Consider the following 249-nt stretch of genomic DNA (forward strand, 5'->3'; position numbering starts at 1 on the left):
GGTTATATTGTTGCCCGTCATCATGGATAATGCTGCGTGTAGTTTCCCAAGCAGTGTAGATAACATTGGCATCTAATCCATTGAAAGTCTCAATAACCTTCAGCAAGTGGTTGTCGAATAAAGCGTAATCTTTTAATTCTGGCATTCCACTTTTCGTTTTTTCTCCCTTACTCATCAACCAAAGTTTTTGATAATGGGTAAGATTGTCCACAAAAATATTATCGTAATTAGCGATATTCGCTTTTGCAT

The 249-nt window shown here is 36.5% G+C and carries 1 protein-coding gene; it reads right to left on the reverse strand.

The features are described from left to right. The coding region (locus SB773_RS33665) for an AAA family ATPase (RefSeq protein ID WP_410594814.1) at positions 1 to 249 on the reverse strand (249 nt) is incomplete at both ends.

This window comes from Bacillus sp. SIMBA_074, assembly GCF_046534555.1.
Classification (GTDB): domain Bacteria; phylum Bacillota; class Bacilli; order Bacillales; family Bacillaceae_G; genus Bacillus_A; species Bacillus_A mycoides.